This is a genomic window from Citrobacter sp. C1, from assembly GCF_014596895.2.
GTDB lineage: Bacteria > Pseudomonadota > Gammaproteobacteria > Enterobacterales > Enterobacteriaceae > Citrobacter > Citrobacter gillenii.
Genome location: NZ_CP115035.1, coordinates 4,383,627 through 4,405,041, shown reverse-complemented (window position 1 = coordinate 4,405,041; position 21,415 = coordinate 4,383,627). Strand labels below are relative to the sequence as shown.

The following is a 21,415-nucleotide window of genomic DNA, read 5'->3' as shown; positions in this document are numbered from 1 at the left end:
ACGGACGTCTTTTTTTGTGCCTGAAATCCAGTATTTACCTACCTTTCCCGCTATATTAGTTCTCCCAAGGTCAACCGACTTCAACGTACATCTACCAACAGATGTTGGTACAGATGATGGTATTTCCGGTTCGATAATGCTTGTACCAACAGGGAGGGGATAAGCATGGCTCTAACAGATATCAAAGTCAGAACAGCTAGGCCAACGGATAAGCAATATAAGCTGACCGATGGCAACGGTATGCATCTTCTCGTCCACCCAAATGGTTCCAGATACTGGCGTCTGCAATACCGCTTTGGCGGTAAACAGAAGATGCTGGCTTTAGGCGTTTATCCTGAAGTGTCTCTTGCAGATGCCAGAGCGCGTCGCGATGAAGCTCGTAAGCTTTTGGCAAACAGCATCGATCCGGGAGACAAAAAGAAAAATGATAAGGTTGAGCTGGAAGAATCACATACTTTCGAGCAGCTTGCTATTGAGTGACACGCCACGAATAAAAAGTGGTCAGAAGAACATAGCCGAAGAGTGCTTAAAAGCCTGGAAGACAACCTTTTTCCTGCCATTGGCAAACGTAACATTGCCGAACTAAAAACGCGGGATTTGTTAGCTCCTATAAAAGCCGTAGAACTTTCGGGACGACTTGAAGTGGCTTCCCGTCTGCAACAGCGAACAACGGCAATAATGCGTTATGCCGTACAGAGCGGTTTGCTCGACTATAATCCCGCGCAGGAGATGGTCGGTGCTGTTGCTTCAAGTAACCGGCAGCATAGGCCTGCGTTAGAGTTGAGACGTACTCCCGAACTGCTTCAGCGCATTGATAGCTATACCGGCAGGCCTTTGACTCGTCTTGCCGTTGAGTTAACCCTCCTTGTCTTCATCCGCTCCAGCGAATTGCGTTTTGCTCGTTGGTCTGAGATTGATTTTGAAACATCAATGTGGACGATACCCGCAGAGCGCGAGGCTATTGAAGGGATAAAGCACTCCCAGCGCGGCTCAAAAATGCGTACACCTCATTTGGTGCCGTTATCTCGTTGTAGTGGCACACTGAATTTGGCCACCTGAACAGAGGTGATATGCTCACCTCAGAACAACACAGGTACACCAATGAAAAAAAGAAATTTTAGTCCTGAATTCAAACGCGAATCAGCTCAGCTGGTTGTCGACCAAAATTACACCGTCTCTGACGCTGCTAAGGCAATGGATGTCGGTCTTTCCACGATGACGAGATGGGTTAAACAACTGCGTGATGAGCGTCAGGGCAAAACGACAGAAGCTTCCCCGATAACGCCGGAACAGATCGAAATGCGTGAGCTAAAGAAAAAGCTGCAACGTATTGAAATGGAAAACGATATTCTAAAAAAGGCTACCGCGCTCTTGATGTCAGACTCCCTGAACAGTTCTCGTTAATCGGGAAACTCAGGGCGCGTTATCCAGTGGCCACACTCTGCCACGTATTCGGGGTTCATCGCAGTAGCTACAAATACTGGAAAAACCGTCCTGAAAAGCCAGACGGCAGACGAGCTGTATTACGCAGTCAGGTACTTGAGCTGCATAGCATCAGCCACGGTTCAGCCGGAGCAAGAAGCATCGCCGCTATGGTAACCCAGAGAGGCTATCAGATGGGACGCTGGCTTGCCGGCAGGCTCATGAAAGATCTGGGGCTGGTCAGTTGCCAGCAGCCGACTCATCGGTATAAGCGTGGCGGTCATGAGCACGTTGCCATCCCGAATCATCTTGAACGACAGTTCGCCGTAACGGAGCCAAACCAGGTGTGGTGCGGTGATGTGACCTATATCTGGACGGGTAAGCGCTGGGCATACCTCGCCGTTGTTCTCGACCTGTTTGCAAGAAAACCAGTGGGCTGGGCAATGTCGTTCTCGCCGGACAGCAGACTCACCATGAAAGCGCTGGAAATGGCATGGGAAACGCGTGGTAAGCCCGTCGGAGTGATGTTCCACAGCGATCAAGGCAGTCATTATACGAGCAGGCCGTTCCGGCAGTTACTGTGGCAATACCGAATCAGGCAGAGTATGAGTCGGCGTGGAAACTGCTGGGACAACAGCCCAATGGAGCGGTTCTTCAGGAGTCTGAAGAACGAATGGGTACCGGTGACGGGCTATGTAAGCTTCAGCGATGCAGTTCACGCAATAACGGACTATATCGTTGGATATTACAGCGTACTAAGACCGCACGAATATAATGGTGGGTTACCACCAAACGAATCGGAAAACCGATACTGGAAAAAATCTAACGTGGTGGCCAGTTTTTGTTGACCACTTCAATGTTGATTAGCGGCGAGCTCAATCCTCGCTATCAGCACTGCGTCACGCTTTACCACAACGGACTCACCTGCGAAGCCGACACACTCGGCTCCTGTGGCTATGTCTACATTGCAATCTATCCTGAGCAGACTGAGCCGCAATAAATCCCCACTTATTCCCTTAACACCACAGAGTAAACATCATGCAAAAAATATCATCACACCCGACACGGGCGAATCAGCCCTGCCTGTCACCCATTGAAATCTGGCAGCGACTGCTGACTCATCTGTTATCGCAGCATTATGGCCTGACGCTGAATGACACACCGTTCAGTAATGATTCCACCATCCAGGAGCATATTGATGCCGGAGTATCGCTCAGCGATGCGGTGAACTTTCTTGTCGAAAAATATGAACTGGAAAGAATTGACCGCGATGGTTGCACTGTCATGGAGAGGTCACCGTTTATTACCAGTATCGATATTCTACGTGCCCGTAAGGCCTCCGGCCTAATGAAACGCAGCAGTCACAAAACTGTTACCCGGGTAACGGCAGGCCATCATCAGAAGCTAAAAATCACTAAGGGTACTTAAGAAGTGGGAAGTCAATTAATGTTGATATCGACAACATTGATACAATGCTGTCCAATGTAGGGAAAGCTAACAGCAACCAGATGATGAGGAGTTCGCGAAGGCTAAAGCCAGCTTCTCATCTTTATCTGTATCATCTACTCATAGGGGGATTTTGTTCACTTGGCTTTGCGCTGATTCGAGTCCCAAATCCAATGAATTAATGTGTTGGTATCTGCGTTGGTACACATAAATTTAGTTTGTTTTTATTGATTTCAATTCAAGGGGTTAGTTGTAATGTACGAGTCCGGCCTTCGCACCAAAAGCGAAAAATCAGACGTCAACAGACGTCTTTTTTTATGCCTGAAATCCAGTATCCGCAAGGCTTTCCACGCTTTTTCACTCAACCTAAGTCAACCTGATTCAATTTACATCAACCTGCTGATGTAGGTACATCTGCAGGTATATCCCGGTTCGATAATGTTTGTACCCACGCAGAATCGCTGAAAGGACACTCATCATGGCTCTGAGTGTGAATAGCCATAGTGCAAAGCGCGGGAACAAATAAATCAGCCCTCTGGTTTTGCGAGATGGATAAGCGTGTCGACTCTCGCGGGGGAGAGCGGTTCGCGCGGTTGCGGTAGCGGCCAGCCGTACAGCCAGCGGGCGCTGGTGGCGCAGACTTTTCCCTGACAGGCACCCATACCACAGCGTGAGGCGAGCTTTGCTGTTTGCCAGTTTTCAGCATTTTGTACATCTCCACAGCGAATATCCTCACAACGACACAGCAACGTATCCGCGGTGATCGCGGCTTTGAGCGACTCCGGCAGCGCAAACGTCGCATGCAGTGCCTGGGCAAAACGCTGCCAGCGCGCGCGCGCGGCTATGGCGGCTTGGGCCTTTTGTGGACAATCTGCTGCGACGTAGCCGGCAATTTCTCCCTCGGCTAACGCCAGCTCGCTGCCGCCAAAACCTGTGCATTCCCCTGCCGCAAAGATATTTTGCACACTGGTGCGTTGCTCTGCATCGACCCAAATCGCCTGGTTTTCTGTTTTGCAGCCAAAGATTGCACCGGGTTCAATATTCGGTACCAGTCCGTAGCCGATAGCCAGCCTGTCGCAGACGATCTCCCGGGTTTTTCCCTGGTAGCGTACGGTCACTGACTGAAGACAGGAATCCCCCTGCGCATGAACGACCTGGCTTGCCGGGTGATAGCTGGCCGGAAAGAGCTCGCCGAACTGGCGCAATTTTTCCGGCCAGCGCCAGAGCCCTGTCGCGAAACGGGCCAGTGCGGTCATCGGTGCCTGTTCGATGATGGCCACAATATTCCCGCCAGCGCGTTTCACCGTACTGGCGACCGCCAGCAGAAGTGGACCGCTGCCTGCAATGACCACGCGTTCCCCCTTGAGCAGCAGGCCGTGTTTTATCTGGGCCTGCAGGCCTCCGGCACCCGTCACGCCGGGTAGCGTCCAGCCGGGAAAAGGCAGTGAGAGTTCTCTGGCGCCGCAGCATAAAATCAGCTGCTGCCAGCGAATTTCGCCGCAGTCGTCTGCGGTTTCGAATACAACGGAATGTGGGGCGGGACGGGCAATGAGCCGGGCACCGTTCAGCAGCGTAATGTGGGGGTGTTCCGCCACCGCCTGACGAAGCTGCCGGGCGTGCCGGGGGAGCGAGACCTGCGGCCCGTCGCGCCAGATTTGCCCGCCGGGGCGCGGGTTGTCATCGAGGATCACCACCGATTTTCCACAACGTGCAGCAGCCAGTGCCGCCGACAATCCGGCAGGCCCTGCGCCAAGGATCAGGATCTCACAGTCAACGTTTTGCATGATGGCTCCTTTCAATCACCATTTCGGGCTGGCATTCCGTCTGACAGGCCAGCACCCGGCGCCCGTTCACCGTGATGCGGCACTCCTGACACACACCCATTCCGCAGAAGGGCGCGCGCAGTTTGCCGCTAACGGAACGGCGGGTTACACTGTTGCCTGCCAGCGCCAGTGCTGCCGCAATACTTATTCCGACGGGAACCTCACAGGTCTGGCCGTCGATTATCACGTTCAGAGTTGTCATGCGATGGCCTCCTGCTTGTGCAGGCGTGCGGGGAGCCAGGCATCCGGAGATATCGCCGGGCGTTCACCCAGGATCTGGGCGCAGAGTAACTCGGCGGTTGCCGGTGAGGTCGTGACGCCCAGACCTTCATGCCCCAGCGCCAGCCATATACCCGGACGCGTGGGGTGTGGGCCAATCAGCGGGTTGCCGTCAGCGGATGCTGCCCGAAAACCGCTCCAGCAGCGGATGATATTAAGCGTCTCCAGAGAAGGTAAAAAATGGCGTGCTCGCGCCAGCATCTGTGCCAGCAAGGGGAGATCAACCTCGCGGTCGGTGTTATCGAACTGGCGGGAGGAGCCAATCAGCAGCTGTCCGGTGGGGCGCGGCTGAATGTTAAATGCCACAGAGGTGCCGCCTGCATGGGCGCTGGCACCGTATCCCAACTCTACCAGTTGGTGGCTGAGCAAGGGGCCGTAACGGTCGGTGATCGCCAACTGGCCTTTTTTTGCCCTGAGCCAGTGTTCATCCAACAGCGTGTTGGCCCCCAGACCATTGGCGATGACGATGGCGCGTGCGCGCAGTCGTTTGCCGCTGCGTAGGGTGACGTAGGGGGCATCAACAGAGAGGGCGCTATCACGAAGATGGGTTAAATCGGCATCGTCAATGAACCAGCGGGCGACGTTTGGGGCGTAAACTATCCCGTCGTCGGGGACCCACAGCCCGCCGGTGAGCCCGGCGGTGAGCAGCGGTTCACGTGCGGCAAGCTGATCGCGGGTCTGCATTTCGCTGACAACCTGGTATTGTGCCATCCGTTGTTTCTTTTCTTCTGCCAGCGCAAGCTCTTGCGGCGTTTCTGCCAGCCACAGCGTGCCGCATCCGTGCCAGGCGCAGCTTTCCGGCATCCGGGGCGTCAGTTTGCGCCAGCTCGCCAGAGACCTGGCGGAGAGGGCGAGCTCCGCAGGATCGTCATCCATGCACACCAGGTGGCCCATGCCTGCCGCCGTCGCGCCCGGGTTGCCGTCATCGACCAGCGTGACGCGCTGCCCGCGGGCGGCCAACTGCCAGGCGCAGGCGGCACCGATAATCCCGGCACCGATGACAATAACGTCACTTTCGGTCACAGCACGATCCCCCAGCAGAACGGATCGTCAGGATTGAGGATCAGCCGGTTATCACCGCAGACCCATGCTTCTCCGCGGATCGTCGGGACGATCTTGTCGCCATGCGGCACGAAATGCGCCGTAAATTCACTGCCGATGATGCTTGCCTGCCGCCAGGACTCTCCGAATTTGAGTTTACCGTCCTCTGCCAGGCAGGCCAGCTTGGCGCTGGTGCCGGTGCCGCAGGGGGAGCGATCCCATGCTTTACCTGGACAGAGTACAAAGTTGCGGCTGTCCGCGTGATCATCCTCCGCAAACAGTTCGATATGATCGATAATGCCCTCATGTTCGCCACGGATGCCTGCACGATCTAACCCTTCACGGATTGCCCATGCGTACGCCGTCAATTCAGGGATCTTGTCCGGCGTGACCGCGAACGGATGATCGTTGGCGAGGAAGAACCAGTTGCCGCCCCAGGCGATGTCACCCGTTACCGTACCGTGAACGGTTTCAATTTGTACCTGCTTACGCCAGCGGTATGCCGGAACGTTTTCGACCGAGACACTGCCATCTTCGTGCAGCGTGGCGGTCACATCGCCCACCGGCGTTTCAATCAGATGTTTACCGGGTTGAATGCGGCCAAGCCATGCCAGCGAGGCAATAAGCCCGATGGTGCCGTGGCCGCACATATTCAGAAAGCCGCAGTTGTTAAAGAAGATGACCCCCGCCGTGGCTTGTGGCGAAACAGGTTCACAGAGTAATGCGCCGACCAGGACGTCGTTACCGCGTGGCTCAAGAATAATGGCTTTACGCCAGTCGTCGTAGTCGCGGGAAAAACGCGCCCGACGCTCGGCCATGTTCCCCGTACCCAGATCCGGAAAACCGTCGATGACCAGGCGAGTAGGTTCACCGCCGGTGTGGGAATCAATCACTCTCAGTTCACTGTACTGCGCTGTCATAGGATCTCCGGAAGGTTAATATTTTGTTGCTAAATGCTGACGCAAGCCTTGCGTTCTTGCTTGATCGCTTTCGTCACGCCAAATGACGAAATCAGCATAATGGCCGGCATCATTGTTAGGGCTTTGTCATATTTATTTTTTATTAATCATTTGGTTAGTAGTGTGGTAAACCAAAAAAGGCAACCGCGCCAGTGGTTGGAAAAGGGGAAATTATAAACCTACGGCAGGATCGCAAAACGCGGTAAGGACACTTGCTCAGTTAACAAAAAGTTAATAAATATTCAGGTCACTAATCGGGAGGAAGCATGATGTCCTGTGTGATTGATGATGTGCGGGCTCTGTCGCCGGTGCTGGAAGTGGCTGAACTTAGCCAGATATGTGAAGGGCTGGCGCGCCAGCGTCCGGACAATATCCAGACGTTGCTCCATGCGATGGCATTGATTGCGCCACTGCTTAATGCCATTCCGAATGTGGTTTTTTTTATCAAAGATGTGCAGGCCCGCTATTTGATGGTCAATATGACCCTGGCACGTCGCTGCGGGTTTAAGACAGTGGTCTCTCTGCTGGGCAAAACCTCTGCCGATGTTTTCCCTTCGGCGCTTGGGCTGGGCTATACCGAGCAGGATATGCGGGTGCTGCGCGAAGGGGTAACGCTGCGCGATCAGCTGGAAATGCATCTCTACAACGGTCGTGAACGTGGCTGGTGTTTGACCCAGAAACTGGCGTTGCGGGATACGCAGGGCCAGGTCATCGGTATGGCGGGAATTTCACACGATCTGCAGGAAGCGCAGGCGCGTCACCCGGCGTGGCAGCGGCTGGCGATCGTCGATGATCATATCCGCAACCATTACCACCGGCCCATTGCGATGGAAGAGCTAACCGCCCTGAGTGGCATGTCGGTCGCGCAAATTGAACGCTACTGCAAGCGTATTTTTCATCTCACACCGCGCCAGATGATCCACAAAGTTCGACTGGAAAAAGCCACCGAACTGCTGGCGGGCGATACGCCGATTACTGATATTGCGTTGCAGTGTGGTTATACCGATCACAGCGCGTTTAGCCGCCAGTTTAAGGCGATGACGGGCTCTACACCGCGTGATTTCCGCCTCACGCTCGCCGGGTAAAACACGCTCACTGTGCTAATTTCGTCATCAAAGAGGAAGAAAACCACCAAGCAGTCGGTCGCCTGAAACGTCAATCTGTCAGTGAATATTCACCATTCATTCACTTTAAATTAACAAATTGACGACAAGGAACCGAACATGAGCAAGAAAGCCATTCACTGGAGCGGTGTATTCCCGGCAGTCAGCACCCAGTTTCGCAGCGATTATTCCCTGGATTTGGATGCCACCCACACGGTGATGAAAAACCTGGTCAAGGATGGTGTTTCTGGCCTGGTGGTGTGCGGCAGCGTGGGGGAGAACACCTCTCTGACCACGCAGGAAAAGCTGCAGATCATCGAAGTGGCGAAAGACGCTGCGGGCGGTCAGATCCCGGTCATTGCGGGGGTGGCCGAATTCACCACCGCGTTTGCACAGAAGATGGCGAAAGAGGCTGAGCACGTAGGCGTTGACGGCATTATGGTGATGCCTGCGCTGGTGTATTCCTCAAAACCACATGAAACGGCGGCCCACTTCCGCAGTGTGGCTATGGCTACCGACCTGCCGATCATGGTGTACAACAACCCGCCGATTTACAAAAACGACGTGACGCCGGACATTCTGGCCACGCTCGCCGACTGCGACAACATCGTCTGCTTCAAAGACTCCTCCGGTGATACCCGCCGTTTTATCGACCTGCGTAATTCCGTTGGCGACCGCTTTGTGCTGTTCGCCGGGCTGGATGATGTGGTGGTAGAGAGTATCGCCGTTGGGGCAGAAGGTTGGATCTCCGGGATGTCAAACGCCTTCCCGCGTGAAGGAGAGACATTGTTCCGCCTGGCAAAACAGCAGCGTTATGAGGAAGCGATGGTGCTCTACCGCTGGTTTATGCCGCTGCTACATCTGGATGCGCGTCCGGATCTGGTGCAGTGCATCAAGCTCTGTGAAGAATTGCTGGGGCGCGGCAGCGCCATTACCCGCCCACCGCGTCTGGCGCTGGAAGGGGATACCCGTGCGCAAGTGGTGGCGATTGTTGAGAAGGCGCTGGCGACCCGACCACAGCTGCCGGATGTCGGCCTTTAAGTAAAGGAGCGATGATGACATTACCTCTCTCTGTATCGGGGCAGCAGTTTATTGCCGGTCGCCGCGTGGCAAGCGGTGAGGCGACACTGCCGAGCCTGCGCGCCGCTGATGGCGAACTGACCGGATACCATTTTTACCCGGCCTCCCGCGAGGAGGCGGCGGCGGCGGCGTTGGCGGCTGAGCAGGCGTTCCCGGTCTATTCACAGACATCGCCCGATGTGCGTGCCCACTTTCTCGACACGCTTGCCAACGAGCTGGATCTGCTCGGTGAGGACTTTTTCGCGATTGCCCATCAGGAGACGGCGTTGCCGCTGCCACGGTTACAGGGAGAGCGCTCGCGTACCAGCAATCAGCTGCGTCTGTTTGCCGGGGTGCTGCGTCGGGGCGATGCATTTGGCGTACGCATTGATACCGCACTCCCTGAGCGTCAGCCTCTGTCGCGCCCGGATCTGCGTCAGTATCTGACCGCGCTTGGCCCGGTGGCGGTGTTTGGTGCCAGCAATTTCCCGCTGGCCTTCTCTACGGCGGGGGGCGATACCGCCTCCGCGCTGGCGGCCGGTTGCCCGGTGGTGGTGAAAGCCCATCCTGGGCATATGGCGACGGCGGAGTTGACTGCCCAGGCGATAGTGCGTGCGGTCGCGGCCTCTGGCCTGCCTGCGGGTGTTTTTAACATGATTTTCGGCACCGATATTGGCGCGGAGCTGGTTCGCCATCCGGCGATTCAGGCGGTGGGGTTTACCGGTTCGCTGCGCGGTGGCAAGGCGCTCTGGCAACTGGCGCAGCAGCGTCCACAGCCGATCCCCGTCTTTGCGGAAATGTCTGCCATTAACCCGCTGATTATTCTGCCGCAGGCCGTCGCTGCCCGGGCAGAAACGCTGGCACATGAGCTGGTGTCCTCTTTCACCCTGGGATGTGGCCAGTTTTGTACCAAGCCGGGGCTGATCCTTGCCTTGTGCGGCGAGGGCATGTCCCGCTTCACGCAGGCACTGAAAGACGCGGTGGGCCAGGTGCCGGCACAAGTCATGCTGAATGCCCCGACGCTTGCCCATTACGAAGAAGGGGTCAGCGCGTTTGAGGCGCATCCGAATATTCAGCGTCTGGCAGGATCGGACGAAAGGGTTATCGGTCGCGCGCAGGCCCGGCTGTATCAGGCACCGGCTTCGCTGCTGCTGGCACAGGATCCACTTCTGCAGCATGAGGTGTTTGGCCCGCTGGCGGTGTTGGTCGAGGTGGCAGATGAGGGGGAATTGCAGTCCATTCTGCGTGCCATTCCAGGCCAACTAACGGCAACGGTTCACGCTGAATCTGATGATGGGCCGCTGGCGCAACGTCTGCTGCCCGCCCTCAGTGAAAAAGCGGGACGCGTTTTGTTTAACGGTTATCCGACCGGTGTCGAGGTCTGTGATGCCATGGTGCACGGCGGCCCATGGCCAGCCACCACCGACGCTCGCGGCACCTCGGTAGGGACGCAATCCATCGATCGTTTTTTACGCCCGGTATGCCTGCAAAATGTGCCTGCCGCGCTGCTTCCGCCTGCTGTCCAGGATGACAACCCTCTGAACCTGCTGCGCCTGATTAACGGGCAGTGGACCCGGGAAGCCATTTCCCCCTCTGTTGACTGAAGGGCATGACCATGACGATTCACTCTACGCACCAAACACAGGCCCGCGTTGCCGAGGTGGGTAAATTTAAAAAGCAGCTTACGCTAACCGACCTGACGTTTATTGGGCTTGGGGCTATCTTCGGTTCCGGCTGGCTGTTTGCCGCAAGCCATGTCGCATCCATTGCCGGACCTGCGGGTATTGCCTCGTGGGTCATCGGCGGGATTGCCGTTCTGCTGTTGGGGATTGTCTATTGTGAACTGGGCGCTGCGCTGCCTCGCGCCGGGGGGATTATCCGTTATCCGGTCTTTTCCCACGGTGAATTGATGGGATACCTGCTTGGATTTATTACGCTGATTGCGTTCTCAAGCCTCATCTCCATTGAGATTGTTGCCGCGCGGCAGTATGCGGCAGCCTGGTTCCCTATGTTGACTCAACCTGGCTCGAGCGACCCAACGCTGCTGGGATGGGTGGTGCAGTTTTTGCTGCTGTGTTTATTCTTCGCGCTGAATTACTACAGTGTAAAAACGTTTGCCCGCTCCAATAACATCATCAGTATTCTGAAGTTTTTGGTACCGCTGGCGGTGGTTGTGACGCTCTTTACCTTTTTCAAACCGGAGAACTTGCACATTCAGGGCATTGCCCCTTTTGGCATGTCGGGCGTTGAGGCCGCGATTAGCGCCGGTGGGATCATCTTTGCCTACCTGGGGCTGACGCCAATTATTTCGGTGGCGAGTGAAGTAAAGAATCCGCAGCGTACCATTCCGGTGGCGCTGATTTTATCTGTGGTGCTGTCGACGATTATTTACGTGCTGCTGCAGGTGGCGTTTCTTGGCAGTATTCCGACCGATATGCTGGGAGGGGGCTGGGCGGAAATCAGCAAGCAATTCTCGCTGCCGTACCGAGATATCGCCATTACGCTCGGTATGGGCTGGCTGGCGTTTATGGTGGTGTGCGACGCGATTGTCTCTCCAAGTGGTACCGGCAATATCTACATGAACGCCACGCCGCGTGTGATTTATGGCTGGGCCAAAGCGGGCACCTTCTTTAAGGCGTTTACCCACATTGATAAAGAGTCTGGCATTCCGCGTCCGGCGCTGTGGCTGACCTTCGCATTGTCTATCTTCTGGACATTGCCGTTCCCGTCATGGGAACAGTTGATTAGCGTGGTGTCGGCGGCGTTGGTGCTGAGCTACGCCATTGCTCCGGTCACGGCGGCGGGGCTGCGTCGTAATGCGCCGGATTTGCCGCGCCCATTCCGCGTGCGTGCCTTCGGGATCATCGGCCCGGTGTCGTTTGTGATTTCGGCGCTGATTGTATTTTGGTCCGGCTGGGGCACGCTGTCATGGCTGCTGGGGCTGCAGATTGTGATGTTTGTCGTCTATGTGCTGTGCAAGTCAAAAGTGCCGGTGCACACCGTGAGTCTGGCACAGCAGGTGAAATCGTCTCTGTGGCTTATCGCCTTCTACGCGCTGATTATGCTCTTCTCCTGGCTGGGCAGTTTTGGCGGCACAGGGGTCATTGCTCATCCGTGGGATACGGTCGTGGTGGCGGTGATGTCGCTGGGGATTTACTACTGGGGCGAGCGAACCTGTCTGCCGCAGGCTAACTTTACCGGTGATGAAGAAGAGTAAAGGAGTCGGTCATGGAGATGGTAAACCTCTCGTTAACAGAGGCTTATGCGCTGGCATATAAGGTGCTGCGCGGGAACGGATTCAGTGAAGCGCATGCCGCTGTGGTAGCGAAAAACGTTTCCCACGGCGAGCGTGATGGCTGTGCCTCGCATGGTCTGTGGCGGTTGCTGGGGATTGTGGCGACCCTACGTAAAGGGAAGGTGTCACCCGACGCCGAGCCAGTTATCACCGATACCGCGCCGGCCATTGTGAAGGTGGACGCCGGTGGGGCATTTTCCCTGCTGGCGTTCGAGCGCGCGCTTCCGCTGTTGATGGAAAAGGCGCGCCACAGTGGTATTGCAGCACTGGTGATTAACCGCTGCGTCCACTTTTCGGCGCTGTTTGCCGATGTTGAGCCGCTCACGGAGGCTGGGCTGGTGGCGCTGGCGACGACGCCCAGCCATGCGTGGGTTGCCCCTGCTGGCGGGACGCAGCCACTTTTTGGCACTAACCCGATAGCGTTTGGCTGGCCGCGTGAAGAAAAACCACCGTTTATCTTTGATATGGCGACCAGTGCAGCGGCACGGGGTGAGATCCAGCTCCATCAACGGGCAGGAAAAGCGGTGCCGGAAGGGTGGGGTATCGATGGTGACGGTCAGGCCACCACCGACGCGCAGGCGATCCTCGACGGTGCGATGCTGACGTTTGGCGGGCATAAAGGGTCAGCTCTGGCGGCGATGGTGGAACTGCTTGCCGGACCGCTCATCGGTGATATGACCAGTGCGGAATCACTGGCGTGGGATAACGGCGCTGGCGGGTTGCCCTATGGTGGTGAGCTGATCCTGGCCCTGGATCCGGTCCGCTTCCTGGGATTGGATGCCCCGCGGCATCTGGCGCGTGCCGAGATGCTCTTTGCCGGGATGCAGCGGCAAGGGGCGCGTTTGCCGGGTGAGCGTCGCTACCATTCCCGTACGCGTACAATTCGAGACGGTGTGGAAATCGCCCATTCACTTTTCAAGGATATATCTGCGTTAGTGAAATAATTATCGCTATAACAGGCGGGATAATGTCCCTCCTGTTATAGGTTTTTTGTCACGTGTTTTTTTTCATACTGTGTTTTGCGCGTAATGTCTCCTTGCCAGGATCTATGCAGAGAGGGAAATCGGGTATGGTGACGGATAATATATCAAGTACTCCACCCAACAGGCGTATCTTCGAGGATAATAACCTGTTGACTATAAAGGCGGGAATATAATCACTCCTGGCGGTGATAATAATGGAAAGTCGAATAAGTAAATTAAATATACAATTGCCAAATAGCTGCTAAGAATTATATTTATTATCGAAATGGTAAGCTTGCTAATATTACACTGTCTCAGTATTTTTATTTATATTACTGTTATGAATGTCTTCCTTGCCAGATATTACAGTCAATTACTATATTACTGTCGTCTGTTATCTTACTACCAGCGACATGAATTTTATTTTATCTGAAAATAGAACTTTTATGGTAGTCAACCTTATTCTTCGTGATTCCTCAGGAGTACGATAAGCAAGCAAATTATTGAGGGGAGAAGGGGGGCTGATGGACACAGTAGAGGAACTCAACGGAACATACTTTTATGCCGGTCGCTCTAACCTTACCGCGTCTGAATTGTTTTTCATGATTTTCTGCGAAACCACAGCAGATCACTTTGGGGTTGATGTGTTAGCAATGGTTGCACTTTACAGCGGCGTTAACAATCAGAAAACGAGAGCCAAGCCTAAAGGGGCAAAGGAAGGTACGTCACGGATTTCTAAAGCAATGCGGAGGTATTTTAAAACTGCCAAATTTCCTTTTGGCATAAAATTACCAACCTGGGTTGGCGGCTATACTCCCTGGACGGCAAAACGACGAATGGTTACGAAAATAAGTACATTCGTAGGTCGGACGATTCCCCTAATAGGTGAGGTGATTTTATTCGCTGATGTTTCGATAATCACTTACTGCTCAATACGCGATTACAATCGTATAGCTCGGGGTAATGATAAGTTATGGTAGATGATATTGAGCAACGTGTTTTTGCACTGGTAAGACGCTACAACGGTGTTTATTTATTCAATAATGAAAAGAAGCAAAGCTTGCTAACGATGGACAGTGATTTTGACACTGACATGCAGTTTGATGTTAGTGAAGCAGAAGAGCTAATGGATGAGTTCTTTGAAGAATTTCAGGTCGCCAGAGGGAATTTTAAGATTGAAACTTACTATCCTGTTGAGCCTTTCTCATGGAATCCCTTCAAGAAGTTACGACCTGTTCCTGTGCCTGACTTCACTATCGGGATGTTGATTGCATCGGCAAAAGCCGGGAAATGGTTATACGACTAAGTGGTAAGGAGTGCAAAAAATGGCTGTACCAGTACACTTATTTTTGACTGATGATGGCGGTGCAGTTATCCGCGGTTCTTCTGATGTTGCTGCTCGTGAGGGAAGCATTGAACTACGGGGTTTGTACCATAATTTAAACATCCCGACAGATCCAATGACCGGCAAGGTTACTGGCACCCGTCAGCATTCGCCATTCCAATTCACCAAAGAACTTGATAGTTCGTCTCCCTATCTTTTCAAGGCGACAGCAACGGGCCAGACGTTTAAAACTGCTGACTTTCGTTTCTACCATATCAATGATGCAGGGCAGGAGGTGGAGTATTATCGGATCACGCTGGAAAACGTAAAGGTCATTTCAGTCAGTCCGGTTATGCATGACACGAGAGGTTGTCCGGGTACGGGTCATATGGAAGAAGTTGCAATGAATTACGAGAAGATCACTCATCTCTATAAAGACGGTAATCTTTTAGCGCATGATTCCTGGAACGAACGCGCCACGGCATAATGGAATGATGGCGCAGCCCACTCTAAAAAGGCGCCCGCAGGCGCCTTTAGCAAGACCGTTACCCCTTCGACGCTTTCCCCGCAATTACCGCGATAAACTCCAGCACCTGCTTTTGTTTACGTGCCGACAGTTTTTCCACTTTGCGCAGCGATTTCATCAGCGCTGACTCTTCGGGTTGGGGCGTTTGGGCGGTGAGCACGATGCAGCCTTCCATCACCCGTACTTTTACGTCGGTGCCGGTGTCGAATCCGGCGGCTTTTAACCACATCCCCTTCATCACGATGGACGGAAAGCGAACGTACTTCACCGGAATACGGCTGTAATCGGGATAACGACTCGCATATCCCACCTTCAAATGGCGGTTATCGGCGGCGTGGACTTCTGGATCAAACGAAACTGCAATACAATGCGTATCAGTCATGGTGGCTATTCTCCGATAATAGTTACTGCGATTAGCGATGCGAGGGTGTTGGTAGCACCTTCGTGTCGCGCTAATAAAACCCCTGTAAATTACGCCAGTAGAATGGGGGAAGTCCAGATGTAAATATAATGAAATAAGCGCGATTAGCGTGCTATTCGGAATAAACAGAACATCTCCCTGCACCAACAAAACCAGTATTATTCAGCGTATAAATTCATTCTCATTCCATCCGTCAAAGACCGATTATTTCCAGAAAATATCATGGCCCTGAGTCGGGCTAAAAATGCGATCTAAATCACTGAAGCAAATAGCAAACTCTGAAACTACACTGGTTTGTACACTTTGGTTTACACTTTTAGTGATATGAATCACAAATATAACCCCGTGAAGTGATCCGACTCTCACAAAATGGCGTGTACTTATTCACCCGTAGATTGTGAGAACAGCGTGGAAAGTTAAGTTTTCAGTATTTCCACTTTCCACAGACACACAACGGCAAACAGCAAATCAATACGCAGAAAAAAACTTGTTGAATATGAACGGGTAAAAAAAAGACGTGTGATTTGCATCACTCACATTTACAGCTTTTTAAATTATTGGCAGTGATTAATGTTGATTGGGCTATTTCCATAATCAATCAAATCTTGCATAGTGCTTCCACATTATTTCACCCCCTGTATCAGGCGGAGAATAGTAATATTTCATCAGCCTCTGTTGATGAACTCGATATGATTTACTTCACATTAATACGTACACGACCACTGTTACTGGAGAAACAACATGAATTATCCGGCAGAACCCTTCCGTATTAAAAGCGTTGAAACTGTATCTATGATCCCGCGTAATGAACGCCTGATAAAAATGCAAGAAGCGGGTTACAATACTTTCCTGTTAAATTCGAAAGATATTTATATTGACCTGCTGACAGACAGCGGCACTAACGCGATGAGCGACAAGCAGTGGGCCGGAATGATGATGGGTGATGAAGCGTACGCGGGCAGCGAAAACTTCTATCATCTGGAAAGAACCGTGCAGGAACTGTTTGGCTTTAAACATATTGTTCCGACTCACCAGGGACGCGGTGCAGAAAACCTGTTATCGCAGCTGGCCATTAAGCCGGGGCAATATGTTGCCGGGAATATGTATTTCACCACCACGCGTTATCACCAGGAAAAAAACGGTGCCATCTTCGTGGATATCGTGCGTGACGAAGCACACGATGCCGGTCTGAATATTGCTTTTAAAGGTGATATTGATCTTAAAAAATTACAAAAGCTGATTGATGAAAAAGGCGCAGAGAATATTGCGTATATCTGCCTGGCGGTGACGGTTAACCTCGCGGGCGGGCAGCCGGTCTCGATGGCTAACATGCGTGCGGTGCGCGAGCTGACGGAAGCTCACGGCATTAAAGTGTTCTACGATGCCACCCGCTGCGTAGAAAACGCCTACTTTATCAAAGAGCAAGAGCAGGGCTTTGAGGACAAGAGCATCGCCGCGATCGTCCATGAAATGTTCAGCTATGCCGACGGTTGTACCATGAGTGGTAAAAAAGACTGTCTGGTGAACATCGGCGGCTTCCTGTGCATGAACGACGACGAAATGTTCTCTTCTGCCAAAGAGTTAGTGGTGGTCTATGAAGGCATGCCATCCTACGGCGGTCTGGCCGGACGCGACATGGAAGCGATGGCGATTGGCCTGCGCGAAGCCATGCAGTATGAGTACATCGAGCACCGCGTGAAGCAAGTTCGCTACCTCGGCGACAAGCTGAAAGCTGCCGGTGTGCCGATTGTTGAGCCAGTGGGCGGACACGCGGTATTCCTCGATGCGCGTCGCTTCTGCGAGCATCTGACCCAGGACGAGTTCCCGGCGCAGAGTCTGGCAGCCAGCATTTATGTCGAGACCGGCGTGCGCAGTATGGAGCGTGGAATTATCTCTGCGGGCCGTAATAATGCCACCGGTGAGCACCACAGACCAAAACTGGAAACAGTACGCCTGACTATTCCACGCCGCGTGTATACCTATGCGCATATGGATGTGGTGGCAGACGGCATCATTAAACTTTACCAGCATAAAGAAGATATTCGCGGGTTGAAGTTTATTTACGAGCCGAAGCAGTTGCGCTTCTTTACCGCACGCTTTGACTATATTTAAATGTTATTCAGGCCCCATCTTGTGATGGGGCTTTTTTGTATTCCTTTTCCATGAACAGGAAGCCTTTGCGGTGCCCGTTACCGCAATATAACGAAAAAAATGCAAACCCTGACTCCGACATTTTTATTATCCGCATGATGTACAAATGACAGCTGTAATTATAACGAATAGTCTACAGGAACATTTATCATGGATATTAATGCCATTGAGCGACAGAGTAGTACCCCCGGACTGATTAGCGGAACCATGTTGGTTATCGCAACCGTCGTGGGCGGTGGAATGTTTTCCCTGCCGATTGCGATGGCCGGCGTATGGTTTCCCGGCGCCTCTGTCATTCTGCTTTTTGTTGCCATCATGATGTTATTAACCGGCCTGATGCTGGTTGAAGTTAACCTGCATTACGGCGCAGGTGCCAGTTTTAATACCTTTACTCAGGATTTATTAGGCCAGAAGTGGAATATCGTGGTCGGTATCGCGTTTGGCTTTGTGTTGTATATTCTGACCTACGCCTATATCTCCGGGTCATCGGCGGTGATGGCGCAAACTGTGTTCAAATACAGCGGCGTGCGTTTTCCGGCGAATGTCTCGGTGGTGATTGTCAGTATGCTGGTCGGGGCGATTGCCTGGTACAGTTCGCTGCTGGTCGGACGCATCACCACTATTTTGATCATCGGTAAGTTTATCGCGTTCTTTGCCACATTCTCCGGGCTGGTCGGCCATATTGAAGTGGCGAAACTGGTCGACAGTGTCGCGGTGGCGATCCCAGGGTCGCAGTACCTGCCGTATATCCTGATGACGCTGCCGTTCTGTATTATCTCATTTGGTTTTCATGGCAACGTGCCGAGCCTGGTCAAACTGTACGGTAAGAGTGGGATCCCGCATATTACGCGTTCGATAATCATCGGCACGCTGTTTGCTCTGCTGCTGTATGTCTTCTGGCTGGGCGTGACGATGGGCAACATCAGCCGTTCGGAATTCCCGCCGATTATCGCTAAAGGCGGCAATATCGATGTGTTTGTCGAGGCCATCAGCGGGCTGTTTACCAGCCGCTATATGGATCTGATCCTGACCTTCTTCGGCAACTTTGCGGTAGCCAGTTCCCTGCTGGCGGCAACCCTCGGCCTGTTTGACTATATCGCTGACCTGTTTCACTTCCCGGATAATGGCGTCGGTCGTCTGAAAACTGCGCTGGTAACCTACTTCCCACCGGCTGCTGTGTGCTTTTTCTTCCCGAATGGTTTTGTCCACGCGATTGGCTATGCCGGTCTGGCCTTCACCATCTGGAGCGTGATCCTGCCACCGTTCCTGGTAAAAGCGGCGCGTAAGCGTTTCCCTACGGCCAGCTACACTGCACCCTGCAATAACACGGTGCTTAACCTGGTGATCGTCTGCGGGGCGGTTGTCTATCTGACGGTGGTGCTGGACGTGTTTGGCCTGCTGCCTACGTTCCGGTAACGGGAGGCGCTATGTTTTTGACATTGCTACGGTTTCAGCATCCGCTGATTTATCGCTTTGCGTGGCTGCGTTTACGGGTGGTGGTGTTAAGAACGTGCGGAATGCGTAAGAGAAAGGGGTGAGTGTTTTACTCTGCTGTAGCAGCCGGATGCGGCGCTTGCGCCTTATCCGGCCTACAAATGTGCGTGAAACGTAGGCCTGATAAGCGAAGCGCCATCAGGCATAAGTGCCAGGCATTACACGCGGAAGTAGCGTGGTGGGATCAACGCAGAAAAGGCGTCGAACTTCTTCACCATCTTTTTCCAGAACAACATAACAACAATCCTCTCTTTGAAATATCGGCGCTATTTTAGTCAGCGCCGACAAATCGTAAAGCCAGCCGCAGCGTTCTCCTGACCGGGTGGCTGTAAACCTTTTTGTTCACTGTCTTGTCAAACACGCTTGCCAGAATATGGCTGGGGTTGACAATGCGTTACGCCATAAACCAGTAGTAGAAGAGGCCGACCTTTAAGCCGAGGATCACGATGTAGGCGCAGCAGTATTTCATGGTGCCAGACATAATCTGGTTCGCCTGGCCTTCCATTTTGGTGGCGGAAACCGCAATGGCGATGCTCTGCGGGGAGATCATTTTCCCGCCCGTCGCGCCGGAGGTGTTGGCCGCCGCCAGCCAGTTAGGGTCAATATTCAACTTGCTGGCAGCAATGGTTTGCAGTTTACCAAACAGAATATTCGAGTTGGTGTCGCTGCCGGTGACAAACGTACCCAGCGCGCCAATAACCGGGGCGAGAAAGACATACGAGCCGCCGGTCAGGTCAACAATCGACTGAGCCAGCGTGGCGATAATACCGCTGAGATCCATCACCGTGGCCAGCGCAACAATCGCCATAATGGCGACGATCGAGTTCTTCAACTGGAAAATGGTTTTGACAAACACTTCCAGCATCCCGCGCGCCGAAGCCCCCTGGATAAAACCGCCGATTAGGGTCGCAAAGATGATCAGCATCCCCGGCGTGGTGACCCACTCGATTTTCAGCGCCAGCGTTTTACCGTCGGCGAGGGTGAAATGCAGCACCGAAGCCAGCTGCGATGCTGCCGCTTTTACCGCCGGGAACAGCGGCGAGCACAGCAGAATAAAGATAAAAATAAACAGGTAGATGGAGCCGACCCGGAACAGCACCTTCGCCGAGCGCGGTGTGGTTTCCCGGGTATGGCTGGTTTCAATGCGCCATTCGGGGGCGGTTTTGCCGTTGCGCAGGCGACCAAGAATGGCGACGGCAAACAGGCTGACCAGGCTGCCGGCAAATGCAGGGAGTTCTGCGCCAAGGTGGATAGCGACAAAATACTGCGGCACCAGCGTGGTAATACCGCAAATTAGTGTGATGAAGAACACGCCGCGAATCGCCTTCAGGCCACCGCCGATAATACAAATAATCACAAACGGCAGCAGAATATTAAACAGCGCCAACTGCATAATAATGGTTCCGCCGAGGGTGAAAACCGGCAGGTTAACCTGTTCAGCGAGAATTGAAACCGGAATACCCACCGCGCCGAATGCCGTCGGCACGGTATTGGCGACGAGTGAGGCGATGGCCGCTTTGAGCGGATTGAATCCCAGTGCGATCAGGATGCCGATAGGAATGGCAACCGCGGTGCCGTAGCCAGCGGCGGCCTCAAGAAATCCGCCAAAACACCACGAAATAAGCAGTACCTGGATGCGTTTATCTTCACTAATACTGGCGAGAATATCGCGCAGAATATCCAGCGCTTTGGTGGCCTGCATCACGTTATAACTGAATATCGCACCGAGGATCACAATCACAATCGGCCATAACCCTTTGAGGGCACCATAGCCCACGGAGGCTTTCAAATTCTGTAACGGCATATCCCAGAATATCGCCGACAGCGCGATGGTAAAGGCCAGCGTTATCAAGACTGAATAATGAATCGGCATTTTTAATTTTAGTATTAAAAATACCATAAGCAGCAAAGGAGAGAGGGCTAAAACAAACATAATATATTCGTTCATTACTATTCCTGATGGGTTTATTAAACCTTATTTGTATTTATGGCGGGAAACTTACATGGCTGGGTAAATAAAATATGCAAACTGAATCGCTTCAGTTGATAAAGTAATTATGATTAATGGTTTTGTAACTATTGTAAGCTTTTAATTGAGAAATAATGCTCT

General features: G+C 53.1%; 18 protein-coding genes and 2 pseudogenes. 14 read left to right on the top strand and 6 right to left on the bottom strand.

Annotated features, from left to right (window positions below):
* Window positions 1–165 precede the first annotated feature (165 nt).
* The 4 genes and pseudogenes from IB214_RS21125 to IB214_RS21110 all read left to right on the top strand — a co-directional run.
* Window positions 166–1,026: pseudogene (locus tag IB214_RS21125) on the top strand (integrase arm-type DNA-binding domain-containing protein); the annotation flags it as partial.
* 75 nt (window positions 1,027–1,101) lie between these two features.
* Window positions 1,102–2,270 (top strand): IS3 family transposase gene (locus IB214_RS21120; protein WP_117342391.1). Its coding sequence is split into 2 segments (ribosomal slippage): window positions 1,102–1,351 and window positions 1,351–2,270, totalling 1,170 coding nucleotides; the frame shifts between segments, so codons are not numbered across the junction.
* Window positions 2,271–2,278: 8 nt separating this feature from the next.
* Window positions 2,279–2,422 (top strand): annotated as a pseudogene (locus tag IB214_RS21115) (type IV toxin-antitoxin system YeeU family antitoxin); the annotation flags it as partial.
* A 38-nt stretch (window positions 2,423–2,460) separates the two neighbouring features.
* A complete protein-coding gene (locus IB214_RS21110) occupies window positions 2,461–2,850 on the top strand; it encodes a TA system toxin CbtA family protein (RefSeq protein ID WP_117342389.1) in 390 nt (129 codons plus the stop codon).
* A gap of 545 nt (window positions 2,851–3,395) precedes the next feature.
* Here the strand turns inward: IB214_RS21110 and IB214_RS21105 are convergent.
* Genes IB214_RS21105 through IB214_RS21090 form a run of 4 tightly spaced genes read right to left on the bottom strand, consistent with a single transcriptional unit; the run spans window position 3,396 to window position 6,931 of the window.
* Complete coding sequence (locus IB214_RS21105; RefSeq protein WP_117342388.1) at window positions 3,396–4,652, bottom strand: FAD-dependent oxidoreductase; 1,257 nt, start codon at window positions 4,650–4,652, stop codon at window positions 3,396–3,398.
* Entirely contained in the window at window positions 4,639–4,893 is a 255-nt protein-coding gene (locus IB214_RS21100; RefSeq protein WP_117342387.1) for a 2Fe-2S iron-sulfur cluster-binding protein, read from the bottom strand. Before IB214_RS21100 ends, IB214_RS21105 begins: the two co-directional genes overlap by 14 nt.
* A complete protein-coding gene (locus IB214_RS21095) occupies window positions 4,890–5,993 on the bottom strand; it encodes an FAD-dependent oxidoreductase (protein ID WP_117342386.1) in 1,104 nt (367 codons plus the stop codon). Before IB214_RS21095 ends, IB214_RS21100 begins: the two co-directional genes overlap by 4 nt.
* Window positions 5,990–6,931, bottom strand: coding sequence for a 4-hydroxyproline epimerase (locus tag IB214_RS21090; protein ID WP_117342385.1), 942 nt, complete (start codon window positions 6,929–6,931; stop codon window positions 5,990–5,992). Before IB214_RS21090 ends, IB214_RS21095 begins: the two co-directional genes overlap by 4 nt.
* 308 nt (window positions 6,932–7,239) lie before the next feature.
* On the opposite strand from IB214_RS21090, the gene IB214_RS21085 reads away from it, so the two are divergent.
* From IB214_RS21085 to tssD, 8 genes are all read left to right on the top strand, one after another.
* On the top strand, window positions 7,240–8,055 hold the full coding sequence (locus IB214_RS21085) for an AraC family transcriptional regulator (RefSeq protein ID WP_117342384.1): 816 nt from the start codon (window positions 7,240–7,242) through the stop codon (window positions 8,053–8,055).
* A 138-nt stretch (window positions 8,056–8,193) separates the two neighbouring features.
* Window positions 8,194–9,114 (top strand): dihydrodipicolinate synthase family protein, encoded by a 921-nt coding sequence (locus tag IB214_RS21080; RefSeq protein WP_117342383.1) that lies wholly within the window; start codon window positions 8,194–8,196, stop codon window positions 9,112–9,114.
* Window positions 9,115–9,128: 14 nt separating this feature from the next.
* Window positions 9,129–10,736 (top strand): aldehyde dehydrogenase (NADP(+)), encoded by a 1,608-nt coding sequence (locus tag IB214_RS21075; RefSeq protein ID WP_117342382.1) that lies wholly within the window; start codon window positions 9,129–9,131, stop codon window positions 10,734–10,736.
* Window positions 10,737–10,747: 11 nt separating this feature from the next.
* On the top strand, window positions 10,748–12,349 hold the full coding sequence (locus IB214_RS21070) for an APC family permease (protein WP_117342381.1): 1,602 nt from the start codon (window positions 10,748–10,750) through the stop codon (window positions 12,347–12,349).
* Between the two features lie 11 nt (window positions 12,350–12,360).
* Window positions 12,361–13,371 carry an Ldh family oxidoreductase gene (locus tag IB214_RS21065; RefSeq protein ID WP_117342380.1) on the top strand — a complete coding sequence of 337 codons (1,011 nt, stop codon included), beginning with the start codon at window positions 12,361–12,363 and terminating at the stop codon, window positions 13,369–13,371.
* A gap of 542 nt (window positions 13,372–13,913) precedes the next feature.
* Window positions 13,914–14,369, top strand: a complete 456-nt coding sequence (locus IB214_RS21060) for an STM2901 family protein (protein WP_094760969.1) — start codon at window positions 13,914–13,916, stop codon at window positions 14,367–14,369.
* The gene (locus tag IB214_RS21055) at window positions 14,363–14,695 is read left to right on the top strand and encodes a DUF1493 family protein (protein ID WP_117342379.1); all 333 of its coding nucleotides are present in this window, start codon (window positions 14,363–14,365) and stop codon (window positions 14,693–14,695) included. The genes IB214_RS21060 and IB214_RS21055 overlap by 7 nt, the downstream gene beginning before the upstream one ends.
* A 19-nt stretch (window positions 14,696–14,714) precedes the next feature.
* Complete coding sequence (gene tssD, locus IB214_RS21050; RefSeq protein WP_094760967.1) at window positions 14,715–15,200, top strand: type VI secretion system tube protein TssD; 486 nt, start codon at window positions 14,715–14,717, stop codon at window positions 15,198–15,200.
* A 58-nt stretch (window positions 15,201–15,258) separates the two neighbouring features.
* Here the strand turns inward: tssD and symE are convergent, their stop codons facing one another.
* A complete protein-coding gene (symE, locus tag IB214_RS21045; RefSeq protein ID WP_117342378.1) occupies window positions 15,259–15,621 on the bottom strand; it encodes an endoribonuclease SymE in 363 nt (120 codons plus the stop codon).
* Window positions 15,622–16,401: 780 nt separating this feature from the next.
* Between symE and IB214_RS21040 the strand changes: the two genes are divergently transcribed.
* Window positions 16,402–17,772 carry a tyrosine phenol-lyase gene (locus tag IB214_RS21040; protein ID WP_096758452.1) on the top strand — a complete coding sequence of 457 codons (1,371 nt, stop codon included), beginning with the start codon at window positions 16,402–16,404 and terminating at the stop codon, window positions 17,770–17,772.
* Window positions 17,773–17,961: 189 nt separating this feature from the next.
* On the top strand, window positions 17,962–19,227 hold the full coding sequence (locus IB214_RS21035; RefSeq protein ID WP_096758451.1) for an aromatic amino acid transporter: 1,266 nt from the start codon (window positions 17,962–17,964) through the stop codon (window positions 19,225–19,227).
* A 472-nt stretch (window positions 19,228–19,699) separates the two neighbouring features.
* On the opposite strand, the gene IB214_RS21030 is transcribed toward IB214_RS21035, so the two are convergent.
* Window positions 19,700–21,253: an L-lactate permease gene (locus tag IB214_RS21030; protein WP_096758450.1), complete on the bottom strand. Its 1,554-nt coding sequence runs from the start codon at window positions 21,251–21,253 to the stop codon at window positions 19,700–19,702.
* Window positions 21,254–21,415 lie beyond the last annotated feature (162 nt).

Excerpts from the sequence above, each read along its gene's own strand:
- IB214_RS21085 (WP_117342384.1), top strand. The coding sequence starts at position 7,240 with ATGTCCTGTGTGATTGATGATGTGCGGGCTCTGTCGCCGGTGCTGGAA.
- IB214_RS21110 (WP_117342389.1), top strand. The coding sequence starts at position 2,461 with ATGCAAAAAATATCATCACACCCGACACGGGCGAATCAGCCCTGCCTG.
- IB214_RS21030 (WP_096758450.1), bottom strand. The coding sequence starts at position 21,253 with ATGAACGAATATATTATGTTTGTTTTAGCCCTCTCTCCTTTGCTGCTT.
- IB214_RS21065 (WP_117342380.1), top strand. The coding sequence starts at position 12,361 with ATGGAGATGGTAAACCTCTCGTTAACAGAGGCTTATGCGCTGGCATAT.
- IB214_RS21055 (WP_117342379.1), top strand. The coding sequence starts at position 14,363 with ATGGTAGATGATATTGAGCAACGTGTTTTTGCACTGGTAAGACGCTAC.
- IB214_RS21040 (WP_096758452.1), top strand. The coding sequence starts at position 16,402 with ATGAATTATCCGGCAGAACCCTTCCGTATTAAAAGCGTTGAAACTGTA.
- IB214_RS21100 (WP_117342387.1), bottom strand. The coding sequence starts at position 4,893 with ATGACAACTCTGAACGTGATAATCGACGGCCAGACCTGTGAGGTTCCC.
- tssD (WP_094760967.1), top strand. The coding sequence starts at position 14,715 with ATGGCTGTACCAGTACACTTATTTTTGACTGATGATGGCGGTGCAGTT.
- IB214_RS21035 (WP_096758451.1), top strand. The coding sequence starts at position 17,962 with ATGGATATTAATGCCATTGAGCGACAGAGTAGTACCCCCGGACTGATT.
- IB214_RS21105 (WP_117342388.1), bottom strand. The coding sequence starts at position 4,652 with ATGCAAAACGTTGACTGTGAGATCCTGATCCTTGGCGCAGGGCCTGCC.
- IB214_RS21090 (WP_117342385.1), bottom strand. The coding sequence starts at position 6,931 with ATGACAGCGCAGTACAGTGAACTGAGAGTGATTGATTCCCACACCGGC.
- IB214_RS21075 (WP_117342382.1), top strand. The coding sequence starts at position 9,129 with ATGACATTACCTCTCTCTGTATCGGGGCAGCAGTTTATTGCCGGTCGC.
- symE (WP_117342378.1), bottom strand. The coding sequence starts at position 15,621 with ATGACTGATACGCATTGTATTGCAGTTTCGTTTGATCCAGAAGTCCAC.
- IB214_RS21070 (WP_117342381.1), top strand. The coding sequence starts at position 10,748 with ATGACGATTCACTCTACGCACCAAACACAGGCCCGCGTTGCCGAGGTG.
- IB214_RS21060 (WP_094760969.1), top strand. The coding sequence starts at position 13,914 with ATGGACACAGTAGAGGAACTCAACGGAACATACTTTTATGCCGGTCGC.
- IB214_RS21080 (WP_117342383.1), top strand. The coding sequence starts at position 8,194 with ATGAGCAAGAAAGCCATTCACTGGAGCGGTGTATTCCCGGCAGTCAGC.